The sequence below is a fragment of the Streptomyces sp. NPDC097619 genome (assembly GCF_040302735.1).
Taxonomy (GTDB): Bacteria; Actinomycetota; Actinomycetes; order Streptomycetales; family Streptomycetaceae; genus Streptomyces.
In genome coordinates this window covers 1-18,053 of sequence record NZ_JBEOSD010000162.1, presented here as the reverse complement: position 1 = coordinate 18,053, position 18,053 = coordinate 1, and the positions used below count along the sequence as shown (strand labels likewise).

Sequence of the window (18,053 nt, the reverse complement as noted above, 5' to 3'; positions counted from 1 at the left end):
GGAACGGGGCCGCCGGGCGGGCTGGCTGGCCCGCGCACGGCGCCCGGGTACGGCCCGGCGCGGTGCGCTGGCGCACCCTGCGCGGGGGCGGCGAGGAACTGCCCCCGGCCGGGCCGCGGCTGGCGGACTCCCTGCCCTACGGGATGTTCGGCCTGGGCACCGGCGTACTGGTGCTGTACGCGGCGCTGGGCGAGGTCCTGGCGGGCGGCCGGGCGGCCGCCGCGGCGGCCCCCTCCGCGGTGGCCCTCACCCTCAGCATGGGGCCCGCCGAATGGCTGCTGCACCGCTTCCGCAGCGGCACCCTGGCCGGGCTGCGGGCCGCGCACAGCCCGGCCTGGTTCCGCCGGGCGATGGCGCTCACCCTGGCCCGCTGCCTCACCTCCTACCTGGCCGTCCTGCTCGCCCTGGGCGTCACCGGCACCCTGCTGTGGCCGGGCGCGCCCGGGCTGGGCGGGGTCCGGATCGCCGTCCTGCTGCTCCTGGGGGCGGTCATGTGGACGGGGCTGCTGCTCCAGTCCTTCGGGGCGGTCCGGCCCGCGGCCCTGGTCTGCCTGGGCGCCGCGGCCGTCCAGAGCACCTGCCTGCTCCTCGGCACCGGGCACCCGCGCCTGGTGCAGACGGCGGTGGCGGCGGGCGCGGCGGTCCTGCTGTCGGCCCTGGCCTGGCTGACCCTCGGCCGCACCACCGCCCACCGCTAGGGCGCGTCGTCACTCCCGCCCGCCCGCCCGTTCCGCGACGCCCGGCACGCGCTGCCGCCGATCCGCCGCGCACGCCCCGCCCGTTCCCCGCCCGACCACGACAAGGACGACGCCATGCTGCTGGTGCCGCTGTACGAGCACCCCGCCGACCGGCCCGCCGACTGGGCGGCGCTGGTCCGCTCCGCCGGCCGGCTGTACGGGGTGGTCCTCAACCCCGCCAACGGGCCCGGGGACGCCCCCGACCCGCAGTTCGCCGAGGTCTCCGCCGAGCTCCGGGACGCAGGCGTCGCGGTGCTCGGTTACGCCGACACCGACTACGGGCGGCGCCCGCACCAGGAGGTCGTCCGCGATCTGCTGCGGCACCGCGACTGGTACGGGGCCGACGGCACCTTCCTGGACCAGGTGGCCGCCGAGGAGGAACTGCTCCCGCATTACCGGCGGCTGGAGGTCGCCGCCCGGGCCGCGGGCGCGGACACGGTGGTCCTCAACCACGGCACCCACCCGCACCCCGGGTTCGCGGGCCTCGGCGATCTGCTCGTCACCTTCGAGGGCCCCTGGGACGCCTACCAGGAGGCGGAGGTCCCGGACTGGACGGCGGCGCACCCCGCCGAACGCTTCTGCCACCTGGTGTACGCCGTCCCCGAGGGCGCCGACACCGCGGCGCTGGCCCGCCGGCGCCGGGCCGCCGTGCACTGCGCGGTGCCCGGCACCGGCAGCCACCCCTGGCGGAGCCTGCCCCACGCCCTGGAGGCCGCCGGATGACCGGGGGAGGGCGGGCGGCCGCCGGGCCGGGGCCCCACCGGCGGGCGCTGCGGCTGCTGCTCCCGCTGCTGCTGGCCCTGACGGCCTGCACCGCGGGACCCCCTGACGGTCCCTCGGACCCGGCGGGCCGGAACCCGTCCGCGTCCCCGGGGCCGGGCGGCCCGTCTCCCGATCCGGCGGCCCGCTGGCGGCCCCGACCGGGCACCCCCTGGCAGTGGCAGCTGACCGGGCGGCTGGACCCGTCGGTGGACGTGCCCGTCTACGACGTGGACGCCTTCACCACCTCGGCGGCCCAGGTCGCCGCCCTGCACCGGGACGGGCGCAAGGTGATCTGCTACCTGTCCACCGGCGCCTGGGAGGACTTCCGGCCCGACGCCGACGCCTTCCCGAAGGCCGTGCTCGGCCGCTCCAACGGCTGGGAGGGCGAGCGGTGGTTGGACATCCGCCGCACCGAGGTGCTGGCCCCGCTGATGGCGGAACGGCTGGACCTGTGCCGGGAGAAGGGCTTCGACGCCGTCGAGCCCGACAACATGGACGGCTACCGTAACGACACCGGCTTCCCCCTGACCGCCGCCGACCAGCTCCGCTACAACCGGCTCATCGCCCGGATGGCCCGGGAGCGCGGCCTGTCGGTGGGCCTGAAGAACGACCTCGACCAGATCCCCGAGCTCGTCGACGACTTCGACTTCGCCGTGAACGAGCAGTGCGCCCAGTACGGGGAGTGCCACCTGCTGCTGCCGTTCCTGAAGGCGGGCAAGGCGGTCTTCCACGCCGAGTACGAGCTGCCCGTGGAGCGGTTCTGCGCGCAGAGCCGCGACCTGGGGCTCAGCTCCCTGCGCAAGGAGTACGACCTGGGGGCGTGGCGGCGCACCTGCTGAAGGGGATCGGGGGCGGGGGCCCGGGGCCGCGGAGGGTCCGGGCGTCAGCCGCCGAGGCTGAGCACGACGAGCACGGTGGCCGCCGCGCTCTCGGCGACGGCCCCGAACACGTCGCCGGTGACCCCGCCGAACCGGCCCGTGCAGCGTCGCAGCAGGCATTCCGCCACCGCCAGCGCCGCGAGGACCGCGAGCACGCCCTGCGCGGCGGCCGGCGCACCGCCCAGCGGCAGCGCGACCAGCGCCGTGGCCACGGTCACCCCGCCGGCCAGGAGCAACGCCGACCGCACGGGCACCGCCCCGGCCACGGTGGCGCCCAGGCCCTCGGGACGGGCGGCGGGGACCCCGGTCCGGGAGGCCAGGGTCAGGGCGAGCCGGGCGGTGACGGCGGCGACCACCGCGGCCAGGGCCCCGGTGACCGGTCCCTCCCGGTACAGCTCGGCCAGCGCGGCGGTCTGGAGGCCCAGGACGAGGAGCAGGACGATCACGCCGAAGGGCCCGATGTCGGACCGCTTCATGATCCGCAGGGCCTCCTCGGCGGGCTTGGCGCTGCCCAACCCGTCGGCGGTGTCGGCCAGTCCGTCCAGGTGCAGACCGCGGGTCAGCGCGGCGGGCACCCCCGTGGTGGCCACGGCGGCGAGCAACGGCCCGGCGCCCAGCAGGAGCAGCACGGTGCCGGTGGCGGCCGAGAGCAGTCCCACCACCAGGCCGGCCACCGGGGCGCAGAGCATGCCGGTGCGGGCCGCGGGCCGGTCCCAGCGGGTGATCCGGGCGGGCAGCACGGTGAGGGTCCCGAAGGCGAAGCGGAGGCCGTCGGAGAGGCGGGCGCCCTCGTCGGCCGGGGGCCGGGGCGGTGGGGAATCGGTCATCGCCGCGAACGGTACCCGGTGACCGCCCCAGGTAAATTGCCCATTACGGGCCAAACGGGGAGCTGGTGAAATGGGTCACTGGTGGTATCGCAACATCGTCGAGCCGGGCAAGCTGCCACTGCTGCTGGCCCTGGTCTCCTTCGTGGCGTCCTTCCTGGTCACCCGTACGATCACCCGCCTGATCCGGGCGGGCCGCGGCCCCTTCAAGAACATCACCCCCGGCGGTGTGCACGTGCACCACGTGGTGCCCGGGGTGGTCCTGGTGATCATCGGCGGGTTCGGGGCCATCGGCAGCGGCCGGCACAGCTTCGGGGCCCTGCTGTCGGCGGTGCTGTTCGGGCTCGGCGCCGGCCTGGTCCTCGACGAGTTCGCGCTGATCCTGCACCTGGACGACGTGTACTGGAGCGAGCAGGGCCGCAAGAGCGTGGAGATCGTGGTGCTGACGGCCGCGCTGGTGGCGCTGGTCCTCGGCGGCTTCCTGCCCTTCGGCGTCAACGAGCTGACCCACTCCGAACGGAACAACCGCGGCCTGGTCGCCATCAACACGGCGACCAACTTCTTCCTGGCCCTGTTCGCCCTGTGGAAGGGCAAGCCCCGCACCGCGCTGGTGGGCACGCTGGTGCCGTTCGTCGCGCTGATCGGGGCGGTCCGGCTGGCCCGGCCCGGCTCGCCGTACGCGAAGAAGTTCTACGCGAACAGGCCGAAGGCCCGCGCCCGGGCCGGGCTGCGGGCCTATCACCACGACCGGCGCTGGGCGGCGCCGCGCCGCCGGCTGCACGACTGGATCGGCGGTGCCCCCGACCCGTCCCCGGCCGGGCGGGCCGGCGGGTCGGAGGGCTCCGACGAACGGGTCAGCCCGGGATCAGGCCGTCGTCGTTGAGGAGGGCGCGGACCTCTTCGAGAGTGGCGTCCGCGGCCGGGAGGATCAGCTCGGAGGGCTCCAGGGCCTCGTCGGGCAGCGGGCTGCCGAGCTCCCGGACCTTCTCCAGGAGCGCCGACAGCGTGGCCCGGAAACCGGGCCCGTCGCCGTTGCGGATCTCGTCGAGCAGTTCGTCGTCGAGCCGGTTCAGCTCGGGCAGGTGCTCCTCGCCGAGCCGGACCTGGCCTTCCCCCATGATGCGGACGATCATGACGGCCCCGTTCCTCAGTTCTTGTCGAAGCGGTGCTGGGGGCGGGACTGCGGGGAGGCGTCGCCGGTGCCGCCCTCGATGGCCGGGTTCTGCGCGCCGCCGCCCGCCAGCTCGGCCTTCATCCGCTGGAGCTCCAGCTCCACGTCGGTGCCGCCGGAGAGGCGGTCCAGCTCGGCCTGGATGTCGTCCTTGGAGCCCAGACCGGTCCGGTCGTCGAGGGCGCCGGAGGCCAGCAGCTCGTCGATGGCGCCGGCGCGGGCCTGGAGCTGCGCCGTCTTGTCCTCGGCCCGCTGGATGGCCAGGCCGACGTCGCTCATCTCCTCGGAGATGCCGGAGAAGGACTCCGCGATGCGGGTCTGCGCCTGGGCCGCGGTGTAGGTGGCCTTGATGGTCTCCTTCTTCGTGCGGAAGGCGTCCACCTTGGCCTGGAGCCGCTGCGCGGCCAGCGTCAGCTTCTCCTCCTCGCCCTGGAGGGTCTGGTGCTGGACCTCCAGGTCGGAGATCTGCTGCTGGAGCGAGGAGCGACGGCTCAGGGCCTCGCGGGCCAGGTCCTCGCGGCCCAGGGCCAGCGCCTTGCGGCCCTGGTCCTCCAGCTTCCCGGACTGGCTCTGGAGCTGGTTCAGCTGGAGCTCCAGGCGCTTGCGCGAAGTGGCCACGTCCGCGACGCCCCGGCGGACCTTCTGCAGCAGCTCCAGCTGCTTCTGGTACGAGTAGTCGAGGGTCTCGCGCGGGTCCTCGGCCCGGTCAAGGGCCTTGTTCGCCTTCGCGCGGAAGATCATCCCCATACGCTTCATGACACCGCTCATGGGCTTCGCGCGCCCCCTTCTGGACGGACTTCCACGGACTTCGGCTGACCACTGACAACAGCTCCCACACTACGCGGGGCCTGCTTCTATTACCGCACTCCCGGACGGCATCCGCGCTCCTCCTGCAGGACGAGGCCGGGGGCTCCGGTCTCCAGCCTGAGGAGTAGGTGATCTCCGGGTTCCGGGGACCGCCCACGCGTGGGGAAACGCCTTTGCGCCGGTCCGGCGGACCGGGCCCGGCACTCGGAAGACGCACGTCGTTGCCGGATCGTTCCCCGCGGAGGTGGGGCACATGCCGTCCACCCCGTACCCTTGGGTCCTGTGTTTGGTAGCCGTTCCTCCAAGGAAGAGAAGGCCCCCGCCGCCGACAAGGTGACGCCGGACCTCTCCAAGCAGCCCCGTGACCCGCAGGCCCCGAAGGGCCGCCCCACGCCGAAGCGCGCTGTCGCCCAGTCGCAGCGCAAGTCCGTGGTGGCCTCGACCGGCAACCGCAAGGAGGACGCCAAGCGCGCCCGCGAGCGGCGCCGGGTGGAGATGGCCCGCCAGCGCGAGGCCCTCGCCAACGGCGACGAGCGGTTCCTGCCCGCCCGCGACAAGGGCCCGGTCCGCCGCTTCGTCCGCGACTACGTCGACTCCCGGTTCTCCGTCGCCGAGATGTTCCTGCCGCTCGCGGTGATCATCCTGGTGCTGAGCATGGTCCGGGTGGCCTCCCTGCAGAGCATCGCCCTGCTGCTGTGGCTCGCCGTGATCGCCCTGATCCTCCTCGACTCGGTCGGCCTGTTCTTCCGCCTCCGCAAGGCCCTGAACGAGCGCTTCCCCGACCAGCCGAAGCGCGGCGCCGTCGTCTACGGCCTGATGCGCACCCTCCAGATGCGCCGACTGCGCCTCCCCAAGCCGCAGGTCAAGCGCGGAGAGCGGCCCTGAGCGAACCGGACGGTTCCGCGGGGGTCCCCGGACCCCGGCTGTCCGGTCTCGGCGGCCTGCGCAACACCGTCCGCCAGGAGCTCGTCGCCCGCCAGGTCGACGAGCAGATCGGCGCGCGCTTCCCGGTCGGGCAGCGCCTGCGGATCCTCGACGTCGGCATGGGCGCGGGCACCCAGGCGCTGCGCCTCGCGCGCGCCGGGCACCGGGTCACCGGCATGGAATCGGACCCCGAACAGCTCGCCGCGGCCCGCGCCGAGCTGGACGGCGAGCCCGCGGGCATCCGCGAGCGGGTCCGGCTGATGGAGGGCGACGGTCGAGAGACCGGCGCCCACTTCCTGCCCGGCGGCTTCGACGTGGTCCTCTGCCACGGAGTGCTGATGTACGCGCCCGAACCCGACGCGATGCTGGCCGGGCTGGCCCGCATGCTCGCGCCCGGCGGCCTGCTCTCCCTGCTGGTCCGCAACGGCGACGCGCTCGCCATGCGGGCGGGCCTGTCCGGGGACTGGGACGGCGCGCTCGGCGCCTTCGACTCCCCGGAGTACACCGACGACCTCGGGCTGCCCGTCCGCGCCGACCGGCTCGCGGTGCTCACGGCCACGCTGGCCGGGATCGGGGCGCCGCTCCACTCCTGGTACGGGGTCCGGGTCTTCTCCGACCTCGCCGCCGAGGGGGCGCCGGCCCCGGCCGAGGAAGAGCTGGTGCGCCTCCTCGCCGCCGAGGACCGGGCCGGGCGGACCGATCCGTACCGCGGGGTCGCCGCCCTCCTCCACCTCTGCGGCGTCCGCGGCTGACCCGACCGCTGCGCGGGCTCGGTGTCCGGCCCTGTTCGCGGTCGTCCGCGCCTCACGGATGCGCTCAATCTCCCCCAGCGGTAGCCGGGGGAGTTCGAGCGCGTCTTCGAGCCGCAGATGATCGCGGACAGGGCCACATCCAGCCCGCGCGGCGTTTGAGCGCATCGGTAAGGCGCGGGTCACCGTGGACAGGAAGCACGATCCAGCCCGCGCGGCGATTGAGCGCGTCTTCGAGCCGCGCCGGCGAAAGGGCGAGGAAGGGGGCCGGCCCCGGGGGTGCCGGTGCCGTGTCCCCGCCCCCCGCCCCGCAGGGGCTAGGCGTCGACGGCCTCGCGCAGCGACATCGCGTAGACCTCGACCCCCGCGTCGTCCGACAGGCGGACCCGTTCCACGCCCGCCTCCAGCAGGCCCTTCCAGATCTCACCGATCCAGGACTCCGCGTCCCCCTGGGTCGTGAACTCCTCCGGCTTCAGCTCCTGCGGCAGCTCCGCCTCTCCGCCGTCGGCCTGCTCGAATCGCCACGTCCATGCCATGTCCGCCTCCGATGCTCGCTGGGCGTTCCGTGCCCTAAGACTGCCCCGCAGCGTAGCCGGGCGCGCATCACTCGCGCGGACGCGGGAGGATCTTCCTCGTGGAACTGACTCTCCTCGGCACAGGAGCCCCGGAAGGGCTCCCCCGTCCCGGCTGCCCCTGCGCGGCGTGCGCGGTGTCCGTCGGCGCGCGCTCCCGCGCCGCCACCGCCGTGCTCGTCGACGGGGCCGTGCTCCTCGACCTCACCCCGGGGGCGGTGCTGGCCGCCGCCCGGGCGGGGCATTCGCTGAGCGGGGTGCGGCAGGTGCTCCTCACCCATCCGCACGACGGACCCGCCGTGGAGTTGCCACCGGGGCTGCCCGCCGCGGGCCGGGTCCCGGACGGGCGGGAGCTGTCGGTGATCAGCGGGCACCGGGTGCGCGCCGTCCCGATGGACGCGCCCGGCACCGGGTACGAGGTCTCCGGGCCGGGCGGGGAGCGGCTGCTCTACCTGCCGCCGGGCGGGGCCCCGGCCGGGGTGCGGGGTGCCGGGGGAGTCCCGTACGACCTGGTGCTCATGGACGTGGTCGGGCGGCCCGACGGGCTGGCCCGGTTGCGGGCCGCCGGGCTGGTGGGGGCGGCCACGGAGGTGGTGGCCGTCCACCTGGACCACGGGGTGCCGCCGGGCCGGGAGCTGGACCGGCGGCTGGCGGCGGCCGGGGCCCGGGCCGTCCCGGACGGCACGACGCTGCGCGCGGGGGAGTACCACGCGGTCCCGGACGTCCCCCGCCGGACGCTGGTGCTGGGCGGGGCCCGTTCCGGCAAGTCCCTGGAGGCCGAGCGGCGGCTGGCGGCCTTCCCGGAGGTGGAGTACGTGGCCACGAGCGGCACCCGGGAGGGGGACCAGGAGTGGGCGTCCCGGGTGGGGCTGCACCGGGAGCGGCGGCCGGGCAGTTGGCGGACCACCGAGACCTGCGAGCTGGAACCGCTGCTGGCCGCCTCCGGGCCGCCGCTGCTGGTGGACTGTCTGGCGCTGTGGCTGACCGATGCCATGGACCGGGTCGGGGCCTGGGAGGACGAGGTCTGGGAGGCCACCGGTCGGGACCTGCTCCGCAAGCGGACCGAGGCGCTGACGGCCGCCCTGCGGGCCACCTCGCGGATGGTCGTCGCGGTCAGCAACGAGGTCGGTTCGGGGGTGGTGCCCGCCACCGCGGCGGGCCGTCGGTTCCGTGACGAGCTGGGTCGTCTCAACGCCGCGGTGGCCGCCGAGAGCGAGCAGGTGCTGTTGGTGGTGGCCGGTCAGGCGCTGGTCCTGAAGGACTCCTGAGGGAGGGCTGAAGGAGGTCCGCGGACGGGCAGAGGGAGGGCTGAACGGGCCCGGCGCGGGCCCGCGGAGCGCGCCCGCGGAAGGTGCCGGCCGGAGTCGTCGCGGGGCCAGGCCTGTACGCCGGTACGGCCCCCGCCCGCCTGTACTGTTCGGAAAATGGACCGCCTGAATCTCGACGACTTCTCCGACCTGATCGAGCGCCCCGACGCCGGCGTGCGCCAAGACGCCGAGGAGCGGCGCGAACGGCTGAGCGTGCCCCCCGGCGCGCTGGGCCGGCTCGACGAGCTGGCCGACTGGCTGTCCGCGGCCCAGGGCTCGGTGCCCGTCAGTCCGATCGCCCACCCGAAGGTGGTGCTGTTCGCCGCCGATCACGGGGTGGCGGAGCTCGGGGTCTCCGCGCGGCCGGCGGGCGGCGCGCACGCCCTGGTGCGGGCCGTGCTCGACGGCGAGAGCGCGGTGGCCGTGCTGGCCCGCCGCACCGGCGTCCCGGTGCGGATCGTGGACGCCGGACTGGACTGCGATCCGGAGCTGCTGCCCGAGGAGATCGTCCGCCGCCGGGTGCGCCGCGGCAGCGGCCGTACGGACACCGGCAACGCCCTCACCGTGGCGGAGGCCGAGGCGGCGGTCCGGCTCGGCATGGCCGTCGCGGACGAGGAGGCCGACGCCGGCACCGACCTGGTGGTCCTCGGTGACGTGAGCGTGGGCGGCACCACCGTCGCCGCCACCCTCATCGCCGCGCTCTGCGGCACCGACGCCTCCGTGGTCACCGGCCGTGGCGGCCGGCCCGTCGACGACCTCGCCTGGATGCGCAAGTGCGCCGCGATCCGCGACTCGCTGCGCCGGGCCCGTCCCGTCCTCGGCGACCAGCTCGAACTGCTCGCCGCGGTCGGCGGGGCCGACGTGGCCGCCCTGACCGGTTTCCTCCTCCAGAGCGCCGTGCGCCGCACCCCGGTGATCCTCGACGGGGTGGTGACCGCCGCCGCCGGCCTGGTCGCCCAGCGCGCCGCGTTCCGGGCCCCGGACTGGTGGCTCGCGGGCCAGACCAGCGGGGAACCCGGCCAGGCGAAGGCATTCGACCGGATGGCGCTCAACCCTGTGCTCGACCACGGCGTCACTGTGGGGGAAGGAACCGGGGCACTGCTCGTACTCCCCCTGGTCCAGGCGGCCGCCGCGCTCGCGGCCGAACTGCCGCTCCGCCCCGAGGGCGCGGAGCCGCGGGACGGCGGGGACGCGCACGCGGACACGACCGCCCCGGACCCTGTGGAGACGACCGGCTGAGCCGGGGGGTGCGGCCCTGACCGCGTCGCACCCCTCGCTCCCTCTCATGGCGTGCGGTGCCCCATATCATCGTTTTTCATGGGAGAAGTCCGTTTGGGTACCGCCGACACCAGCCGAGCAGCGGAGCGGGATCCCGGCCGCGGGACCGGCCGGGAACCGGGACGGGGAGAAGGCCGGGACACCCCCGGCCGGACCGGTGACCGCAGCACGACCGACCGCACCGGCGGCGACCGGGGCGCCGACCGCGGCGCGGAACCACCCGCCGCGCGCAGCACCGCCCGTTCCCGACGGGCTGCCACGTCCGCGGTCTGGTACCTCCGGGCCGTCACCTTCATCAACTTCCTGAGCGCCGTCTGGGTCTCCCTCGGCCAGGACCTCCGTCGGCACAACGTCGACGACTTCTACACCCCGTACATGCTCACGGCCGGCTTCGCCTCCGGCCTCTTCACCCTGCTGCTGGCCGTCACCATGGGCCGCCGCAAACGGGCCTCCTGGATCCTCAACCTCGTCCTCAGCGGCCTCCTGCTGCTCCTCCTCGGACTGGCCACCGCCGAGTTCCCCGAGATCCGCGAGCACCCCCAGAACTGGGTCTCCCTCGCCCTCACCGGAGCCTTCGTCGTGGCCCTGCTACTGGGCCGCCGCGAGTTCTACGCCAAGGGCGACCGCTCCAACCCGCGCCTCGCCGCCGTGGTCGCCGTCTTCGGCCTGCTCCTCACCTCACTGGCCGCCGCCGTGCTCGTCGGCCTCACCAACACCACCCCCGACGCCCCCGAGTCCTCCTTCATGCACCGCTGGCGGTACGGGGTCATGCGCCTGGTCACCCTGGCCAGCGACGACTCCGCCTACCCGGGCATCAACACCCCCGGCTGGGTGGACGTGGCCGTGAACTTCATGTCCATGCTCCTGCTGCTGGCCGTGCTGTTCGCCGCCTTCCGCTCCCGCCGGGCCGTCGACCCCCTCACCGAGGAGGACGAGGAACGGCTGCGCGCCCTCCTCGCCAAGCAGGGCGACCGCGACTCCCTCGGCTACTTCGCCCTCCGCCGCGAGAAGAGCGTGGTCTGGTCGCCCACCGGCAAGGCCGCCGTCGCCTACCGCGTGGTCGGCGGGGTCTCCCTGGCCTCCGGCGACCCCATCGGCGACCCCGAAGCCTGGCCCGGGGCCATCGAACCCTGGCTCGCCGAAGCCCGCGAACACGGCTGGGTCCCCGCCGTCATGGGCGCGAGCGAGGAGGCCGGCACCGTCTACGCCCGGCACGGCCTCGACGCCCTGGAACTCGGCGACGAGGCCATCGTGGAGACCGCCGAGTTCACCCTCGACGGCCGCGCCATGCGCACCGTCCGACAGGCCTTCAACCGGGTCAAGCGCGCGGGCTACCAGGTCCGCATCCGACGCCACTCCGACATCCCCGCCGAGGAGATGACCGAACTGCTCCGCCGCGCCGACGACTGGCGCGACGGCGCCACCGAACGCGGCTTCTCCATGGCCCTCGGCCGGCTCGGCGACCCCGGCGACGGCCAGTGCGTGATGCTGGAGTGCACCGACGCCGAAGGCGAACTGCGCGCCCTGCTCTCCTTCGTGCCCTGGGGCCCCAAGGGACTCTCCCTGGACCTCATGCGCCGCGACCGGGACTCCGAGAACGGCCTCATGGAGTTCATGGTCATCGAACTCCTCCAGCGGGCCCGGGAGATCGGCGTCACCCAGGTCTCCCTGAACTTCGCCATGTTCCGCTCCGTCTTCGAACGCGGCTCCCGACTCGGCGCCGGACCCGTGCTCCGGATGTGGCGCTCCCTGCTCAGCTTCTTCTCCCGCTGGTGGCAGATCGAGTCCCTGTACCGGGCCAACGCCAAGTACCGGCCGATCTGGGAACCGCGGTTCATGCTCTTCGAGAAGAGCTCCGACCTCCTGCGGATCGGCATCGCCGCGGGCCGCGCCGAAGGCTTCCTGGAGGCCCCGGGCCTGCCCAAGTGGCTGCACCGCAGACACCTGGAGACCAAGCGTTGAGCCAGGGCGCCGTCGCCCGTTTCGCCCGCCGCGAGTGGGGACCGCTGTACGGCACCCTGAAGCACGCGCTCGCCACCCGCGGGTGGCGGGCCGTGCCGATGACCCTCGGCGCGGTCGCCCTCACCTCGGTCTTCCAGGTGGTGCAGAACCAGCCCTGGGGCTTCCAGTTCGTCCAGAACCTCGGCTCGGTCAAGGCCAGCGACCCGCTCTGGCTCGCCCTGCTCCGCACCCCGCTGTCGCTGTTCGTGCCCGCCCTGGACCTGCCGGTCTGGGGCGCGCTCGCCCAGATCCTGCTCGTCTTCGGCATCGCGGAGATCTGCATCGGCTGGTGGCGGACCCTCCTCATCGGCTACCTCGCCACCCTCGCGGGCACCACCTACGCCCGCATCGGCCTGGCCCTGGGACCCGACCACCCGCTCGGCCTGCCCGACTCCGACCGCCTCGTCAACGACACCGGGCCCTCGGCGGCGGTGGTCGGCCTCGCCGTGTACGTCTGCTGGCAGTACGGGGCCCGGCTGACCGGGGCCCTGGTCGTGCTGGTGATGATCGGCGAGGTCCTGGTCAAGAACAACCTGGCCGGCAAGGAGCACCTGGCCGCGATCGCGGCCGTCCTCCTCCTCTGCGCCGCCCGCTCCCTCCTCACCCACCGCCCCCACCCGGACTGACCGCCCCGGCGGGGCCCGCGCGGCGGCCGGGCGGAGCGGGCCGGCCGCCCCCGCCCCCGCGGGTACGGTGGGCCCGTGACGGCGAACCCACCCCCCACCCCCCTGGCCCGCACCGGCACCTGGCTCCGCTCCCACCCCACGGCCACCGACGCCATGCTGGCCCTGGCCGTCCTCGCCGCCATGATCCTCGGATCGTTCGCCGACCCGCACGGCCCCGAGGGCCGCCCCACCTTCGGCACCCGCACCCCGGACCTGCCGAGCCTGGCCCTGATGCTGCTCGGCGCCCTCGCGCTGGTGCTGCGCCGCCGGCACCCGCGGACCGTGCTCGCGGCGACCTCCGCCATCACCCTGGTGGAGCTGCTGTCGGGGCCGCAGCGGGCCCCGGTGGCGATGTCGGCCGTGGTCGCCCTGTACACGGTCGCCGCGTCCACGGACCGGCCGACCACCTGGCGGGTGGGGCTGCTCACCATGACCGGGCTGACCACGGCCGCCATGCTGGCCGGGCCCATGCCCTGGTACGCCCAGGAGAACCTGGGCCTGTTCGCCTGGACCGGGATGGCCGCGGCCGCCGGGGACGCCGTCCGCTCCCGCCGGGCCTTCGTCGACGCCATGCGCGAACGCGCCGAACGCGCCGAACGGACCCGCGAGGAGGAGGCCCGGCGCCGGGTCGCGGAGGAGCGCCTGCGCATCGCCCGAGACCTGCACGACGTGGTCGCCCACCACATCGCCCTCGTCAACGTGCAGGCCGGGGTGGCCGCGCACGTCATGGACCGGCGGCCCGACCAGGCCAAGGAGGCCCTGGCGCACGTCCGGGAGGCCAGCCGCTCGGCCCTGGACGAACTCCGCGCCACCGTCGGCCTGCTGCGCCAGTCCGGGGACCCCGAGGCGCCCACCGAGCCCGCCCCGGGCCTGGCCCTCCTCGACGACCTGGTGGACACCTTCCGGCACGCCGGACTCCCGGTGTCCGTGGCCCGCGACGAGACGGCCGCCCCGCTCCCGGCCGCCGTGGACCTCGCCGCCTACCGGGTGGTGCAGGAGGCCCTCACCAACGTCCGCAAGCACGCCGCGCCGGGGGCCCGGGCCGAGGTCAGCGTGGTCCGGGTGGGCGGCCGCGTCGAGGTCACCGTCATCGACGACGGCGGCACCGACCCCACCCCCGGCACCGCCGCCGCTCCCGGACACGAAGCCGATCCCGGCCACGACGGCGCCGGCGGTCACGGCATCCTCGGCATGCGGGAACGCGCCACCGCCCTCGGCGGCGCCTGCTCCGCGGGGCCCCGCTACGGCGGCGGCTGGCGGGTCCATGCGATCCTGCCCCTCGACGGAGTCAGGGAGGAAGCCAGTTGAACCCCGCGCGCCCCATCCGCGTCCTGCTCGCGGACGACCAGGCCCTGCTGCGCAGCGCCTTCAAGGTCCTGGTCAACTCCGAGCCCGACATGGAGGTCGTCGCCGAGGCGTCCGACGGCGCCCAGGCCGTGGAACTGGCCCGCGAGCACCGCGCCGACGTGGTCCTCATGGACATCCGGATGCCCGGCACGGACGGGCTCACCGCCACCCGCCTGATCAGCGCCGACCCCGAACTGTCCGAGGTCCGCGTGGTCATGCTCACCACCTTCGAGGTGGACGAGTACGTGGTCCAGGCCCTGCGCGCGGGCGCCTCCGGCTTCCTCGGCAAGGGCGCCGAACCGGAGGAACTCCTCGGCGCCATCCGGGTGGCCGCGGCGGGGGAGGCCCTGCTGTCCCCGGCCGCCACCAAAGGCCTGATCGCCCGTTTCCTCGCCCAGGGCGGCGGCGCCGGACCCGACCCGTCGGCACCCGGACCGGCCGCCCGGCTCGACGCCCTCACCGGCCGGGAGCGGGAGGTGCTGGTCCACGTGGGAGGCGGCCTCTCCAACGACGAGATCGCCCTGCGGTTGGAGGTCAGCCCGCTCACCGTGAAGACGCACGTGAACCGGGCCATGGCCAAACTGTCCGCCCGCGACCGCGCCCAACTCGTCGTCATCGCGTACGAATCGGGCCTGGTCCGACCCCGTACCGACCAGGCGCCCGGTGGTGCCGCGCAGTAGGGCCGCGTACTCCGAACGCTGTATGCCCGGGATAAAGAGGGGACCTGGGGCCGAGGCGCCGGGGCGGGCGCCTCGGCCAGGGTGGTGCGGCCCGCAGAGTCACAGCAGAGAGATCCGCCCATGTCCTGGCTGTCCCGCCTCAGCCTCCAACAGAGGGCCCTGACCGGCCTCGTCTCGATCGTGGCGCTCGTCTTCGGCGCCATCGCGATCCCCCAGCTCAAGCAGCAGCTGCTGCCGTCCATCGAACTCCCGATGGTGTCCGTCCTCGCCCCCTACCAGGGGGCCTCGCCCGACGTGGTCGAGAAGCAGGTGGTGGAGCCCCTGGAGGCCACCATCAAGGCCGTGGACGGGATCACCGGGGTCACCTCCACCGCCAGTGAGGGCAACGCCCTGATCATGGCGACGTTCTCGTACGGGGACCAGAGCACCAAGCAACTGGTCGCCGACGTGCAGCAGGCCGTCAACCGGGCCCGGGTGCGGCTGCCCGCCGAGGTGGACCCGCAGGTCGTCGCCGGCTCCACCGACGACATCCCGACGGTGGTCCTGGCCGCCTCCTCCGGTCAGGACCAGCAGGCCCTGGCCGACCAGTTGGACCGCAACGTCCTGCCGGTGCTGGAGGACATCGACGGGGTCGGCCAGGTCAGCGTGGACGGTGTCCGGGACCTCCGGGTCACCGTCACCCCGGACCAGGCCGCCCTGGCCCGCGCCCGCCTGGACGCCGGGGCGCTCGCCCTGGCCCTCCAGTCGGCCGGCGCCACCGTGCCCGCCGGGTCCTTCGACGAGGAGGGCAAGAACCGGACCGTCCGCGTCGGCGCCGGCCTGACCTCCCTGGCGCAGATCCAGGACCTGCGGATCCCCGCCGGCCCCGGGAAGCCCGCGGTCCGCCTCGGCGACCTCGCGAAGGTGGCCCAGGAGCCCGCCCCGGCCGACTCCCTGACCCGCACCAACGGCAAGCCGAGCCTGGCCGTGGTCGTCACCATGGACAAGGACGGCAGCGCCGTCGCCATCTCCGACGCCGTGAAGGCGGAACTGCCCGCGCTGCGGGCCGCCCTCGGCGCCGGTGCCGAGCTGACCGTGGTCAGCGACCAGGGTCCGGCGGTCGCCAAGTCCATCTCCAGCCTCACCACCGAGGGCCTGCTCGGCCTGGTCTTCGCCGTGGTCGTGATCCTGGTGTTCCTGGCCTCGGTGCGCTCCACGCTCGTCACCGCGGTGTCCATCCCGTTGTCGGTGGTCCTCGCCCTGATCGTGCTGTGGACCCGCGACCTGTCGCTCAACATGCTGACCCTCGGCGCGCTCACCATCGCCGTCGGCCGGGTCGTCGACGACTCCATCGTGGTCCTGGAGAACATCAAGCGGCACCTCGGCTACGGCGAGGAGCGGGAGGCCGCCATCGTCACCGCGGTCCGCGAGGTCTCCGGGGCGGTCACCTCCTCCACCCTGACCACCGTGGCCGTGTTCCTGCCGGTGGGTCTGACCGGCGGCATGATCGGCGAGCTGTTCGGCTCCTTCTCGCTGACCGTCACCGCGGCCCTGCTGGCCTCGCTGCTGGTGTCGCTGACGGTGGTCCCGGTGCTCTCGTACTGGTTCCTGAGGGCCCCCAAGGGCACCTCCGAGGACCCGGAGGAGGCCCGCCGGGCCGCCGAGGAGAAGGAGGCCCGCAGCCTGCTCCAGCGCGGCTACGTGCCGGTGCTGCGGTTCGCCACCCGCCGCCGCCTGACCAGCGTCTCCCTGGCCGTGGTGGTGCTGATCGGCACCTTCGCGATGGCCCCGCTGCTGAAGACGAACTTCTTCGACCAGGGCGAGCAGGAGATCCTCACCGTCAAGCAGGAACTCCCCGTCGGCACCAGCCTGTCCGCCACGGACGCCGCCGCCCGCAAGGTGGAGGGCGTGCTCGCCGGGACCGAGGGCGTGAAGGACTACCAGGTCCGGATCGGGTCCTCCGGCTTCCTCGCGGCCTTCGGCGGCGGCACCGACACCAACCAGGCCTCGTACCAGGTGACCCTGGAGGACGCCGGAGCCTACGAGCGCACCCGCGACGCCATCCGGGCCGGACTGGACCGGCTCGACGGCGTCGGGGAGACGACCATCGCGGCCGGTGACGGCTTCGGCAACCAGGACCTGAAGGTCGTGGTGAAGGCCGGCGACGGCGCGGTGCTCCAGCGGGCCGCCGAGCAGGTCCGGGCCGCCGTGGCGGAGCTGGACGACGTCAGCGACGTGCAGAGCGACCTCGCCCAGTCGGTGCCGCGGATCTCGATCACCGCCGGTCCCGGGGCCGCGGCCGCGGGCCTGGACCAGGCCGCCCTGGGGCGGCTCGTCGCCCAGTCCGTGCGCGGACTGCCGGTGGGCAAGGCCGTGCTCGACGACACCGAGCGGGACATCGTGCTGACCTCGGCGCGGACCGCCCGCACCCTGGCGGAACTGAAGGCCCTGCCGGTCGGCCCGGCCACGCTGGGCGACCTCGCCGAGGTGGCCCTGGTGCCCGGCCCGGTCTCCATGACCCGGATCGACGGGGCCCGCGCGGCCACCATCTCGGCCAAGCCGCTCGGGGACAACACCGGCGCGGTGGGCTCGGCCCTCCAGACCGCGCTGAAGTCCCTGGACCTGCCCGAGGGGGCCACGGCCTCGGTGGGCGGGGTCGCGGAGGACCAGGACGAGGCGTTCGCCTCGCTGTTCCTGGCCATGTTCGCGGCCGTCGCGATCGTGTTCATGCTGCTGGTCGCCACCTTCCGGTCGCTGGTCCAGCCGCTGATCCTGCTGGTGTCCATCCCCTTCGCGGCCACCGGTGCCCTCGGCCTGCTGCTGGTCACCGGCACCCCCATGGGCGTCCCGGCGATGATCGGCATGCTGATGCTCATCGGCATCGTGGTCACCAACGCCATCGTGCTCATCGACCTCGTCAACCAGTACCGGGCCCAGGGGCTCGGCGTGGTCGAGGCCGTGATCGAGGGCGGCCGGCACCGGCTCCGGCCGATCCTGATGACCGCCCTGGCGACGATCTTCGCGCTGCTGCCGATGGCGCTGGGCGTCACCGGCGAGGGCGGGTTCATCTCCCAGCCGCTGGCCGTGGTCGTGATCGGCGGCCTGGTCAGCTCCACCCTGCTCACCCTGCTGCTGGTGCCGACCCTGTACGCCATGGTCGAGCTCCGCAAGGAGCGGCGGGCGGCGAAGCGGGCCGCCAAGCGGGCGGCCCGTACCGGTGACGGCACCGCCTCGGATCCGGAGCTGCCGGCGCAGGCGGACTCCCCGGAGGGCAGGCCGAGCACGGTCTGATCCGGCGTCCGGACACCGCGTGCACCTTGTACTCGGTGGCGGCGCCGAGGTGACGGACCGGCACCCAGCTGCGGCCGTCGG

General features: G+C 74.5%; 16 protein-coding genes and 1 pseudogene. 13 read left to right on the top strand and 4 right to left on the bottom strand.

Annotated features, from left to right (window positions below):
- The 3 genes and pseudogenes from ABTZ17_RS30850 to ABTZ17_RS30840 form a co-directional block, all read left to right on the top strand.
- A pseudogene (locus ABTZ17_RS30850) lies at nucleotides 1–698 on the top strand (hypothetical protein); the annotation flags it as partial.
- A 114-nt stretch (nucleotides 699–812) separates the two neighbouring features.
- Entirely contained in the window at nucleotides 813–1,460 is a 648-nt protein-coding gene (locus tag ABTZ17_RS30845) for a spherulation-specific family 4 protein (RefSeq protein WP_352199068.1), read from the top strand.
- Nucleotides 1,457–2,338: an endo alpha-1,4 polygalactosaminidase gene (locus ABTZ17_RS30840; RefSeq protein WP_352199067.1), complete on the top strand. Its 882-nt coding sequence runs from the start codon at nucleotides 1,457–1,459 to the stop codon at nucleotides 2,336–2,338. Before ABTZ17_RS30845 ends, ABTZ17_RS30840 begins: the two co-directional genes overlap by 4 nt.
- A 44-nt stretch (nucleotides 2,339–2,382) precedes the next feature.
- Here ABTZ17_RS30840 and ABTZ17_RS30835 read toward each other — a convergent pair whose 3' ends face one another.
- Entirely contained in the window at nucleotides 2,383–3,204 is an 822-nt protein-coding gene (locus tag ABTZ17_RS30835) for an adenosylcobinamide-GDP ribazoletransferase (RefSeq protein ID WP_352199066.1), read from the bottom strand.
- Between the two features lie 70 nt (nucleotides 3,205–3,274).
- On the opposite strand from ABTZ17_RS30835, the gene ABTZ17_RS30830 reads away from it, so the two are divergent.
- A complete protein-coding gene (locus ABTZ17_RS30830) occupies nucleotides 3,275–4,084 on the top strand; it encodes a hypothetical protein (RefSeq protein WP_352199065.1) in 810 nt (269 codons plus the stop codon).
- Here the strand turns inward: ABTZ17_RS30830 and pspAA are convergent.
- Both pspAA and ABTZ17_RS30820 read right to left on the bottom strand, forming a co-directional pair.
- Nucleotides 4,056–4,334, bottom strand: coding sequence for a PspA-associated protein PspAA (pspAA, locus tag ABTZ17_RS30825; RefSeq protein ID WP_352199064.1), 279 nt, complete (start codon nucleotides 4,332–4,334; stop codon nucleotides 4,056–4,058). The genes ABTZ17_RS30830 and pspAA overlap by 29 nt on opposite strands.
- A 14-nt stretch (nucleotides 4,335–4,348) precedes the next feature.
- Nucleotides 4,349–5,140 carry a PspA/IM30 family protein gene (locus tag ABTZ17_RS30820; RefSeq protein ID WP_352199063.1) on the bottom strand — a complete coding sequence of 264 codons (792 nt, stop codon included), beginning with the start codon at nucleotides 5,138–5,140 and terminating at the stop codon, nucleotides 4,349–4,351.
- Nucleotides 5,141–5,452: 312 nt separating this feature from the next.
- Here ABTZ17_RS30820 and ABTZ17_RS30815 point away from each other — a divergent pair, with 312 nt between their 5' ends.
- Together ABTZ17_RS30815 and ABTZ17_RS30810 are read left to right on the top strand one after the other, a co-directional pair.
- A complete protein-coding gene (locus ABTZ17_RS30815) occupies nucleotides 5,453–6,064 on the top strand; it encodes a DUF3043 domain-containing protein (RefSeq protein WP_352199062.1) in 612 nt (203 codons plus the stop codon).
- Between the two features lie 38 nt (nucleotides 6,065–6,102).
- A complete protein-coding gene (locus tag ABTZ17_RS30810; protein ID WP_352199070.1) occupies nucleotides 6,103–6,855 on the top strand; it encodes a class I SAM-dependent methyltransferase in 753 nt (250 codons plus the stop codon).
- Between the two features lie 314 nt (nucleotides 6,856–7,169).
- Here the strand turns inward: ABTZ17_RS30810 and ABTZ17_RS30805 are convergent, their stop codons facing one another.
- The gene (locus tag ABTZ17_RS30805) at nucleotides 7,170–7,388 is read right to left on the bottom strand and encodes a hypothetical protein (RefSeq protein ID WP_352199061.1); all 219 of its coding nucleotides are present in this window, start codon (nucleotides 7,386–7,388) and stop codon (nucleotides 7,170–7,172) included.
- A gap of 98 nt (nucleotides 7,389–7,486) precedes the next feature.
- Between ABTZ17_RS30805 and ABTZ17_RS30800 the strand changes: the two genes are divergently transcribed.
- The 7 genes from ABTZ17_RS30800 (at nucleotide 7,487) to ABTZ17_RS30770 (ending at nucleotide 17,972) form a co-directional block, all read left to right on the top strand.
- Nucleotides 7,487–8,692 carry a bifunctional adenosylcobinamide kinase/adenosylcobinamide-phosphate guanylyltransferase gene (locus tag ABTZ17_RS30800; protein WP_352199060.1) on the top strand — a complete coding sequence of 402 codons (1,206 nt, stop codon included), beginning with the start codon at nucleotides 7,487–7,489 and terminating at the stop codon, nucleotides 8,690–8,692.
- Nucleotides 8,693–8,848: 156 nt separating this feature from the next.
- The gene (cobT, locus tag ABTZ17_RS30795) at nucleotides 8,849–9,970 is read left to right on the top strand and encodes a nicotinate-nucleotide--dimethylbenzimidazole phosphoribosyltransferase (protein ID WP_352199059.1); all 1,122 of its coding nucleotides are present in this window, start codon (nucleotides 8,849–8,851) and stop codon (nucleotides 9,968–9,970) included.
- A 78-nt stretch (nucleotides 9,971–10,048) separates the two neighbouring features.
- Nucleotides 10,049–11,971, top strand: a complete 1,923-nt coding sequence (locus ABTZ17_RS30790) for a phosphatidylglycerol lysyltransferase domain-containing protein (protein ID WP_352199058.1) — start codon at nucleotides 10,049–10,051, stop codon at nucleotides 11,969–11,971.
- On the top strand, nucleotides 11,968–12,636 hold the full coding sequence (locus ABTZ17_RS30785; RefSeq protein WP_352199057.1) for a hypothetical protein: 669 nt from the start codon (nucleotides 11,968–11,970) through the stop codon (nucleotides 12,634–12,636). Before ABTZ17_RS30790 ends, ABTZ17_RS30785 begins: the two co-directional genes overlap by 4 nt.
- Nucleotides 12,637–12,711: 75 nt before the next feature.
- Nucleotides 12,712–13,983: a sensor histidine kinase gene (locus ABTZ17_RS30780; RefSeq protein ID WP_502994914.1), complete on the top strand. Its 1,272-nt coding sequence runs from the start codon at nucleotides 12,712–12,714 to the stop codon at nucleotides 13,981–13,983.
- Nucleotides 13,980–14,702, top strand: a complete 723-nt coding sequence (locus tag ABTZ17_RS30775; protein WP_352199056.1) for a response regulator — start codon at nucleotides 13,980–13,982, stop codon at nucleotides 14,700–14,702. The genes ABTZ17_RS30780 and ABTZ17_RS30775 overlap by 4 nt, the downstream gene beginning before the upstream one ends.
- Nucleotides 14,703–14,822: 120 nt before the next feature.
- Complete coding sequence (locus ABTZ17_RS30770) at nucleotides 14,823–17,972, top strand: efflux RND transporter permease subunit (protein WP_352199055.1); 3,150 nt, start codon at nucleotides 14,823–14,825, stop codon at nucleotides 17,970–17,972.
- Nucleotides 17,973–18,053: the final 81 nt, after the last annotated feature.

What these genes read in the sequence shown, in the direction of transcription:
- ABTZ17_RS30845 (WP_352199068.1), top strand. Translation starts at nt 813, where the DNA reads ATGCTGCTGGTGCCGCTGTACGAGCACCCCGCCGACCGGCCCGCCGAC.
- ABTZ17_RS30840 (WP_352199067.1), top strand. Translation starts at nt 1,457, where the DNA reads ATGACCGGGGGAGGGCGGGCGGCCGCCGGGCCGGGGCCCCACCGGCGG.
- ABTZ17_RS30835 (WP_352199066.1), bottom strand. Translation starts at nt 3,204, where the DNA reads ATGACCGATTCCCCACCGCCCCGGCCCCCGGCCGACGAGGGCGCCCGC.
- ABTZ17_RS30830 (WP_352199065.1), top strand. Translation starts at nt 3,275, where the DNA reads ATGGGTCACTGGTGGTATCGCAACATCGTCGAGCCGGGCAAGCTGCCA.
- pspAA (WP_352199064.1), bottom strand. Translation starts at nt 4,334, where the DNA reads ATGATCGTCCGCATCATGGGGGAAGGCCAGGTCCGGCTCGGCGAGGAG.
- ABTZ17_RS30820 (WP_352199063.1), bottom strand. Translation starts at nt 5,140, where the DNA reads ATGAGCGGTGTCATGAAGCGTATGGGGATGATCTTCCGCGCGAAGGCG.
- ABTZ17_RS30805 (WP_352199061.1), bottom strand. Translation starts at nt 7,388, where the DNA reads ATGGCATGGACGTGGCGATTCGAGCAGGCCGACGGCGGAGAGGCGGAG.
- cobT (WP_352199059.1), top strand. Translation starts at nt 8,849, where the DNA reads ATGGACCGCCTGAATCTCGACGACTTCTCCGACCTGATCGAGCGCCCC.
- ABTZ17_RS30790 (WP_352199058.1), top strand. Translation starts at nt 10,049, where the DNA reads ATGGGAGAAGTCCGTTTGGGTACCGCCGACACCAGCCGAGCAGCGGAG.
- ABTZ17_RS30770 (WP_352199055.1), top strand. Translation starts at nt 14,823, where the DNA reads ATGTCCTGGCTGTCCCGCCTCAGCCTCCAACAGAGGGCCCTGACCGGC.